At 72.4% G+C, this 9,157-nt stretch carries 5 protein-coding genes; 3 read left to right on the top strand and 2 right to left on the bottom strand.

Annotated elements, in window-relative coordinates; all coding sequences use genetic code 11:
- Positions 1 to 2,719, bottom strand: a 2,719-nt coding sequence (locus ACFHWY_RS25580) for an MGH1-like glycoside hydrolase domain-containing protein (protein ID WP_416582808.1), incomplete at its 3' end; no start/stop codon positions are given.
- Positions 2,720 to 2,805: 86 nt separating this feature from the next.
- Here ACFHWY_RS25580 and ACFHWY_RS25575 point away from each other — a divergent pair.
- From ACFHWY_RS25575 to ACFHWY_RS25565, 3 genes are all read left to right on the top strand, one after another.
- The gene (locus ACFHWY_RS25575) at positions 2,806 to 4,740 is read left to right on the top strand and encodes an amylo-alpha-1,6-glucosidase (RefSeq protein WP_416582810.1); all 1,935 of its coding nucleotides are present in this window, start codon (positions 2,806 to 2,808) and stop codon (positions 4,738 to 4,740) included.
- Positions 4,741 to 4,881: 141 nt separating this feature from the next.
- Positions 4,882 to 6,213, top strand: a complete 1,332-nt coding sequence (locus ACFHWY_RS25570; RefSeq protein ID WP_416582807.1) for a glycosyltransferase family 4 protein — start codon at positions 4,882 to 4,884, stop codon at positions 6,211 to 6,213.
- A gap of 73 nt (positions 6,214 to 6,286) precedes the next feature.
- Positions 6,287 to 7,885 carry a serine/threonine-protein kinase gene (locus tag ACFHWY_RS25565; RefSeq protein ID WP_416582806.1) on the top strand — a complete coding sequence of 533 codons (1,599 nt, stop codon included), beginning with the start codon at positions 6,287 to 6,289 and terminating at the stop codon, positions 7,883 to 7,885.
- Positions 7,886 to 8,201: 316 nt separating this feature from the next.
- On the opposite strand, the gene ACFHWY_RS25560 is transcribed toward ACFHWY_RS25565, so the two are convergent.
- Positions 8,202 to 8,945 (bottom strand): SDR family NAD(P)-dependent oxidoreductase, encoded by a 744-nt coding sequence (locus ACFHWY_RS25560; protein ID WP_416582805.1) that lies wholly within the window; start codon positions 8,943 to 8,945, stop codon positions 8,202 to 8,204.
- Positions 8,946 to 9,157: the final 212 nt, after the last annotated feature.

The raw sequence follows: 9,157 nt of genomic DNA, 5'->3' as shown, positions 1-9,157 counted from the left end.
GGGGGGGGGGGGGGGGGGGGGGGGGGGGGGGGGGGGGGGGGGGGGGGGGGGGGGGGGGGGGTTGGCGGCGGAGGGTGAGGATCAGGTCGGCTACCAGGGCGGTCCAGCCGGTCTGGTGCCAGGCGCCGAGGCCGGCGCCGTTGTCGCCGTGGAAGTACTCGGGGAAGGCGATCAGGTCCCGCCAGTCCGGATGGGACTGGAACAGTTGGGCGGCGCCGTAGATGGGGCGGCGACCCCAGCCGTCCCGGGTGAACAGCGCGATCAGCCGGGCAGAGAGGTCGTCGGCGATCTCGTCGAGGGTCTTCTTCACCCCGGACCGGGTCGGATACTCCACCTGCAGGTCGTCGCCGAAGAACGCCGCGTAGTCGCGCAGCGCGCTGATCAGCAGGAAGTTCGTCGGCATCCAGATCGGGCCACGCCAGTTGGAGTTGCCGCCGAACAGGCCGCTGGTCGACTCGGCGGGCTCGTAGCCGACACAGAACTCCTGCCCGCCCAGCGTCACCGCGAACGGCTTGTCCAGGTGGGCGCGGGACAGCGTACGCAGCCCGTAGTCGGAGAGGAACTCGTCGGTGTCCAGCATCCGGGCGAGCAGCCGGACCACCTGCTCCGGGCCGCACATGGACAGCAGCCGCTGCTGGCGCCCGTCCGGGCCGAGCCGGCGGGCTCCGATCACCGAGGCGTACTCGGGCCGGTTGGTCAGGAACCAGCGCAGCCGCGCGCCCAACTCGGGCAGCCGGTGCAGGGTACGCGCGGTCAGCCGGGTCACCGCCGCCAGCGGCAGCAGCCCGACCACCGAACGCACCTTCAGCGGCACCTTCGTGCCGTCGGCCAGCCGCAGCACGTCGTAGAAGAACGCGTCCTCGTCGTCCCACAACCCCTGCGAGTACGCCGCCGCGCCGATGTAGGCGAAGTGTTCGAAGAACTTGGTCGCGGTGTCCACCCAGGTGCGATCGTGTTCGGCCAGCACGATGGCGATGTCGAGCAGGTTGAGCGCGTACATCGCCATCCAGCCGGTGCCGTCGGACTGCTCCAGCACCCCGGCGACCGGCAGCGCCGCCGAGCGGTCGAACGGGCCGACGTTGTCCAGCCCGAGGAAACCACCCTCGAAGACGTTGTTGCCGCCGGTGTCCTTGCGGTTGACCCACCAGGTGAAGTTCATCAGCAGCTTGTGCATCATCCGGGCCAGGAAGTCGTGGTCCCGACTACCGTCGATCTCGAACACCTTGAGTGCCGCCCAGGCGTGCACGGGCGGGTTCACGTCGCCGAACGCCCACTCGTACGCGGGGATCTGCCCGTTGGGGTGCAGGTACCATTCGCGCAGCAGGAGCAGCAGCTGCTCCTTGGCGAACCCGGGGTCGACCCGGGCGATGCTCACGCAGTGGAAGGCAAGGTCCCACGCGGCGTACCACGGGTACTCCCACGGGTCCGGCATGGAGATGACGTCGAAGCTGGTCATGTGCCACCAGGCGCTGTTGCGACCGTGCCGGCGCCCGACCGGCGGCGTCGAACCCGGATCGCCCTCCAGCCACCGCTTGACGTCGAAGTGGTAGAACTGTTTGCCCCACATCAGCCCGGCGATGGCCTGTCGGGCGATCGACGCCTCGTCGGCGCTGGCCGTAGCCGGAATCACCCCTGCGAAGAACCGGTTCGCCTCGGCGCGGCGCGCCCACACCACCGCGGCGAAGCCGGCACCCAGCTCGGCCGGCGGCGGGTCGCCACCACCGGGCGGTGGGGCGGTACGGGTCAGCCTCAACCGAATCCGCTGCTCGCCGCCGGCCGGTACGTCCAGCACGTAGTGCAGGGCACCCTTGGTGCCCTGCAGTGCCGGGTTGACCGTCTCCGCCCCGGACACCACATGGTCGTTGATGCCGTCCTTCGGGTACGGCGTGCGGTTCGGCAGGCCCCACAGTCGCTCGGCGTTGGTGTCGTTGTCGCAGAGCAGCGGCGTCGGGTCACCGTCGCCTTCGAGCATGACCTGCCCCAACACCCAGTGATCGCCCACCAGCCGGCGCCCCGCGCCGACGATTTGGGGTATCCGGTCGCCGCCGGGCAGGTTCCACGACCAGGTGTTGCGGAACCACAGGTGCGGCAGTACGTGCAGCCGCGCGGCCTCCTCGCCCCGGTTGGCCACCGTCACCACGATGCACAGGTCGCTGGGGCCGGCTTTGGCGTAGTCGACGGTCACCGCCCAGTAGCGGTCGTCGTCGAAGACACCGGTGTCGACCAGCTCGTACTCGGTGTCGTCGCGCCCGCGTAGACCGTTGACCGCGACGAGTTCGTCGTACGGGAAGGCGGCGTGCGGGTAGTGGTGGCGCCACCGCATCCACGAGTGGGTGGGCGTGGAGTCCTCGTACCACCAGTAGTCCTTGGCGTCCTCGCCGTGGTTGCCGCCGTCGCCGCCGAGGCCGAACATCCGTTCCTTGATGATCGGATCGCGGCCGTTCCAGAGGGCGAGGGCGAAGCAGAACGTCTGCCGGTCGTCGCACACGCCCGCCATGCCGTCCTCGGACCACCGGTAGGCTCGGGACCGCGCGTGGTCGTGGGGGAAGTAGTCCCAGGCTGTGCCGTGCTCGCTGTAGTCCTCCCGTACCGTCCCCCACGCCCGCTCGGACAGATAGGGACCCCATGCGCGCCACTCCTGCTCCCCCGCGTCGGCTTGAGCGAGCCGGATCCGCTCGGCATCGGGGGCCGGGTCGGAGGGCGAACCGTCAGTGATCATCTGAACATCTTCGACGCCGCCGGGGTACTTCACCACAGCGGCCATTGTCGTCGTGTCGTGTTACACCTCGCTGCGGTGGAGGAATGTTGATCGAGATTAGCTTCGGTTCGCAGGTCTGTGGCGAGCTGACCAGCGCGGCCGGCCGTGAATGGCTGGTGCCCGACGGTCTCGGCGGGTACGCGATGGGCACCGTCGGCGGGCTGCGTACCCGTCGCTACCACGGGCTGCTGGTGGTCCCGGGAGACACTCCGGCGTCCCGCAAGGTGGGACTTGTCAGCCTCGACCCGGCGGTGCTGCTGCCCTCCGGCGCCCGGGTGCGCCTCGGCGCGCACGAGTGGGTCTCCGGTGACGTCGACCCGCGCGGCTTCGAGTTGCTGGAGCGTTTCGACCTGACCGACGGGCTGCCGCGCTGGCGGTGGCGCATCGGCGACGTGGTCATCGAGCGGGAGGTGGCCACCTGGCACGGCCGGTCCTGCGTGTCGGTGGTGCACCGCCTGGTCAGTGGCGGCCCGGTCGAGCTGGAGCTGGCCGCCGCCTGCACCTGGCGCGACGCGCACGGCGAGCGCCGGGCGGACGGGCCGCCGCTGCGGATGGATCCGGTCGACGGCGGCGTGGTGGTCGAGGAGGCGTACCGGCTGTCCGGGCCCGGCTGGACGCCGCAGGGCCACTGGTGGCGGGGCGTGTACCACCGCGAGGAGGCGGCCCGCGGCCTGCACCCGGAGGAGGACCTGTGGTACGCGGGCCAGTTCCAAGACACCCTGCGCCATCCCGGTGACACGGTCTCGGTGCTGGCGTGGGCGCAGGACCCCGCGCCGGCCCCACCACCGGCCACCGAGGTGGTCGCGGCGGCCCGGCGACGCAACCGGGACGTGGTGGCGGCGGCCAAGCCCGCCGACGATGTAGAGGCAACCCTGGCGCTGGCCGCCGACGCGTTCGTCGTGCGCACCAACGACACCGCGGTGGATGTGGTCGCCGGCTACCCGTGGTTCGGCGCCTGGTCGCGGGACACGATGATCTCCTACGAGGGGCTCTTCCTGCGTACCGGCCGGGCCCACCTCGGCCGGGAACTGCTGCGCTCGTACGCGGCGACGCTATCGGAGGGGATGCTGGCCAACACCGCGGACACCGGCCGGGTCGAGTACAACACGGTCGACGGCACCCTGTGGTTTCTGCACGCGGTCAGCCGGCACGTCACCGTCACCGGCGACACCGACCTCGGCGACGAACTGCTGCCGGCGCTGCGCTCGGTGATCGACGCCCACCTGGCCGGCACCCGCTACGGCATCGCCGTCGATCCGGCCGACGGGCTGCTCACCCAGGGCGCTCCCGGCGCCGCGCTGACCTGGATGGACGCTCGCGTGTACGGGGTGCCGGTCACCCCCCGGCACGGCAAGCCGGTCGAGGTCAACGCACTGTGGATCAACGGGTTGGCCGGTGTCGCCGAGCTGGCCGAGCTGGCCGGACAGGACGCCGACGGGCTGCACCGGCTGCGCGGGCGGGCGGTCAGGTCCTTCCGGGACCGTTTCCCCACCCCGGCCGGTTGGCTGCACGACGTTCTGGACGCGCCCGCGCCGGTGTACCCGTTGGGCGGCGCCGCCCAGCACGACGACGACCTGCTCCGCCCCAACCAGCTGCTGGCCTGGTCGCTGCCGTTCGCGCCGCTGGAGCCGGACCGGGAGTCGGTGAGCCGCGTCGGCGCCGGGCTGCTCACCCCGCTCGGCCCGCGCAGCCTGTCCCCCGACTGTCCCGGCTTCACCGGCCGGCACCGTGGCGGGCCGGCCGAGCGGGACACCGCCTACCATCAGGGCACCGTCTGGCCGTGGCTGACCGGCCCGTACGCCGACGCCGCCCGCCGGTCAGGCCTGCCGGTCGACGCGCTGTTCACCGGTCTGGAGGCACACCTGACCGAGTACGGCCTCGGCTCGGTCAGCGAGACCGCCGACGGCGCGGCCCCGCACACCGCGACGGGTTGCCCGTTCCAGGCATGGTCGGTCGCGGAGCTGCTGCGCGCCCGCCGGTAGCGCTTTACACCACCGCAACGGGTACGTCTCCGGTGGTTATCCAGCCGCGTCCAGGATTGGTCCCGATCCACACCGCGACTCGATCGCCGCCCGCCGGGGGGCGGCCGCCGCGTGCGCGGGGACAACTCAGAGGGGGCGCGCATGTCACCGAACGCCGACGTGATCAACATCGATTCCGCGCGTTCGCAGCGGGTGCTGATCCTGTCCTGGGAGTACCCGCCCGTGCTCGTCGGCGGTCTCGGCCGACACGTGCATGCCCTCTCCGTCGCGCTGGCCGCCGCCGGCCACCAGGTCACCGTCGTCACCCGCCATGCCGACGGCGCGCCGCTGGAGGAGCACCTCGACGGAGTACGGGTGCTGCGCGCCGCCGAGGACCCGGTCACCTTTCCACTGGCCACCGGCTCGTTGTTGGCCTGGACGATGGCGTTCAACCACACCCTGACCCGGGCCGCCCTGCGGGCCGCCGACACCGGCGAGTACGACGTCGTACACGCCCACGACTGGCTGGTCGCGCACACCGCCATCACCCTCGCCGAGCACCTGGACCTGCCCCTGGTGACCACCATGCACGCCACTGAGGCCGGCCGGCACCAGGGTTGGCTGCCCGAGGAGATTAATCGCACCATCCACGGGGTCGAGCACTGGCTCAGCAACACGTCCACCCGCCTCATCGCCTGTTCCGGGTACATGCGCGAGCAGGTCACCACCCTGTTCGAGACGCCCGGGGCCCGCATCGACGTGGTGCCCAACGGCGTCAACGACCAGGCCTGGCGGGCCCGTCCCCGCGCCGTCGCGTCGGCCCGCGCCCGGTTCGCCGGTGACGGACCCCTGATCGGCTACGCCGGCCGGCTGGTCTACGAGAAGGGGGTGCAGCACCTGGTGGACGCCGTGCCGCAGCTGCGCGATCGGCACCCCGGCCTGCGGGTGCTGATCGCCGGTGACGGCCCCTACCGGGGCGAGCTGGAGGACCGCATCCACCAGCTCGGCATCGGCGGTGCGGTGCGCTTCGCCGGGTTCCTCGACAGCACCCAGCTGCCCGCGGTGCTCGGCGCCACCGACACGACCGTCGTGCCGAGCCTCTACGAGCCCTTCGGCATGGTGGCGTTGGAGGCCGCGGCGGCCGGCGCGCCCCTGGCCGTGTCCCGCACCGGCGGGCTCGCCGAGATCGTCGAACCGGGCGTCACCGGCGTCACCTTCCCGCACAGCGACCCCCCGGCCCTGGCCGACGCTGTCGGGCAGCTCCTCGGCGACGAGGTTTTCGCCCGTCGGGTCGCCCGTCAGGCCCGCAGTATGGTCGGGCAGCGCTACGGCTGGGCGACCATCGCCGCCCGCACCGCCGAGACGTACACCGCCGCGCAGCGTGAACATGGTCCGTCGCGGTTGCGGCGCGGCGCCGTGGAGATGCCGCTACGCCGGCAGACGATAACGATCCCGGACGGCAACCTTCTCGCGGTCGGCGGTGCCGCCTGCTGATTGATAGGTGATCCCCGATCCGTTGGCTAAGGTGTACGCCGGACGGTGGCGGATTGGGGACAACGTGCGAGCGGTGATCGCCGGCCGGTACCGGCTGCTCGAGCTGGTCGGCAGCGGCGGGATGGGTGCGGTGTGGCGGGCCGACGACGAGTTGCTGCACCGCACGGTTGCGGTGAAACAGTTGGTGCTGCCGGCCTCGCTCGATGGTGACGAGTTGGACCAACTGCTCGCCCGCGCCCTGCGCGAGGCCCGCACCGCAGCCCGGCTCAGTCACCCCAACGTGGTCCGCGTCTACGACGTGGTCTCCGACGCCGGCACCCCGTGGATAGTGATGGAGTACGTGCCCTCGCGCACCCTCCAGGACGTTCTCGACGCCGACGGGCCGCTGCCACCGCGCGACGCCGCCCGCGTCGGACTGGCCCTGCTGGACGCGCTGCGGGCGGCACACGACGCCGGGGTGCTGCACCGCGACGTCAAGCCGGCCAACGTCCTGGTCGCCGACGACGGCCGGGTGCTGCTCACCGACTTCGGGCTGGCCGTCTTCGACGGTGGCGACCAGACGATGACCGGCCCCGGCACGATCCTGGGCTCACCGCAGTACGTCGCACCGGAACGCGCCGCCGAGGGCGTGTCCAGCGCACCGGCCGACCTGTGGTCGCTGGGCGCGACCCTGCACGCCGCGGTCGAGGGCCGCGCACCGTACGCGCGCAGCACCGCAATGGCCACGCTCAGCGCGCTGGCCTCCGCACCGCCGGATCCCGCCCCGCACGCCGGGCCGCTGTCGGCGGCGCTGGCCGGGCTGCTTCACCGCGACCCCGCGCACCGCATCGACCACGCCGAGACCCACCGACGGCTGCTGGCCGCCGACCAGCCCGAATGTCCGCGCGTCGGCGGCGCCACCGCCCCGCAGGCCGGGCGGGACCTCACCGCCGTGGCCAGACCCTGGGCGCTGGCCGCGGTCGCCGTGCTGGTGGCGATGGCGGCCGGGATGGGCGCCGCGCTGACGGTGGTGGGCACCGGCGAGAAGCACACCGCCCGGGACACGCCGATCCTCACGTCGAACGCGCCGTACGACGTGGGCGCTCCCGGTCCGGGCGGCCGGCCACCACCGCCGGCGGGACGCCCGCCCGGACCGCCGCCCGGCGGCCTCGTCCCGCCGCCGCTGCCCTGCGTCCGACCGTGGGTCGACGGTGATCCGGTGGCCGGCGTGTCTCCGGCCGCCGAGCGCTTCCGGCCGCCTTCCGGTTGGGCGTGGCACGCCGACACGGCGGGCTTCCGGGTGGCGGTGCCGGCCGATTGGCGGCACTCCCGCGACAACGACGTGGCCTGCTTCCAGGACCCGGCGACCGGAGCAGCCCTCAGCGTCGCCGGCCACACCGACGCCACCGCCGAGCCGGTCGCCCGGCTGCGCGCGGCACGGGACCGGGAGTTGGCTTCCGGCACCCTCCCCGGCTACCAGGAGTTCCGCCTCGGCCGGGTCGGCAACGCCACCGAGTGGGAGTTCGGCTGGCTTACCCCGCACGGGGACCGGCTACGCGCCACCCAGATCGTGCCGGATCGGCCTGCCCGCACCCGAGTCTGGACGTTGGGCTGGATCACCCGCGAACGGGATTGGACGGCCGCGTCGAGCCAGTTGGCCACGGTGCGGGACAGCTTTCGACCCGCCCGCTGAGCTGGATCCTCAACCGTGCACCAATAGTCTCGGCCCCGCAAGGAGGCGGGCCTGCTTGATCACCAGCGGCCGGGGTGGTCATTGCGCCTGTGGCGGTGCGCTGCCGCCAGGCGCCGCGATAGCCGCGATAGCTGGCGCCTGGTTAGTGATCACCCTCGCCCTGAGCCCGGCTCTGGCCTGCCCACCCAGCCAGACTGGGTAACCGGTGCCGCCGCTGTTCACGTGCGAGATATGGTGCCACCTTCACGTGGACCGGACATTCGCTGCGGCGCCGGAGAAACTGCTGGCCGTCTTCGACGCCAGCTGGTGGTGGCGCTCAGGCGGTCGCGCCGCCGTCGATGGCGATCGACGCCCCGGTGATGTGCCGTCCACCGTCGCCGACCAGGTGGCTGACGGTCGCCGCCACGTCGGCCGGGGCCGCGTACCGGCCGAGCGCGATGTGCGAGCGCTGCGCGTCCGCGTTGGCGCTGTCCGCCGGGTTCATCTCGGTGTCGGTCGACCCGGGCAGGATGAGGTTGACGGTGATCCCGCGTGGCCCGAGTTCGCGGGCGAGCGCCCGGGTCAGTCCGTTGACCGCGCTCTTGGTCATGGCGTAGGCGCTCACCCCGGGGGTGGGGACGCGGTTGGCGAAGCTGCTGCCGATGTTGATGATCCGTCCGCCCTCGCCCATGTGACGTACCGCCGCCTGGGTGGCGAGGAACACTCCGCGCACGTTGACCGCGACGGCCCGGTCCAGGTCGTCGAGGCTGATCGCCTCGATCGGCCCGCCGGCGAACACCCCGGCGTTGTTGACCAGGATGTCCAGCCGGCCCATCTCGGCGACGGTCTGCTCGACCGCGCCGAGAACCGCCGCCGGGTCGGCGCTGTCCCCGCGGATCGACAGGCTGGTGCGGCCGGACGCCAGGATGTCGGCCGCGACGGACTTCGCACTGTCCTCGGCGGCGCGGTACGTGAACGCGACGTCGATGCCGTCCTCGGCGAGCCGGCGCGCGACGGCGGCGCCGATACCTCGGCTGCCACCCGTGACCAGGGCAACCCTGCCGGAAAGTCGGACCGTCATGCCGCTATCCTGACAGTCGACTCAGGACACCCGTGAGCCGGGTCGCCCGCTGCGGCGCCCTGCGACTGGAGCGGCTCGATGTTCTGGGCGAGCGGATGGGTGTCGTGGGCCGTCTCATGGCCGACAGTGCGCGACGAGCGACCGCCACGAACCGTCATAATCCCTGGGGGTCGGCCTGGTTCCCGGACCCGTCGCAGCAATGTCCCTAGTGG

The sequence above is a fragment of the Micromonospora sp. LOL_024 genome, assembly GCF_048060415.1.
In the GTDB taxonomy this organism is placed as follows: domain Bacteria; phylum Actinomycetota; class Actinomycetes; order Mycobacteriales; family Micromonosporaceae; genus Micromonospora.
The sequence above is the reverse complement of the archived record's forward strand: the minus strand, read 5'-3'. Positions and strand labels throughout refer to the sequence as shown.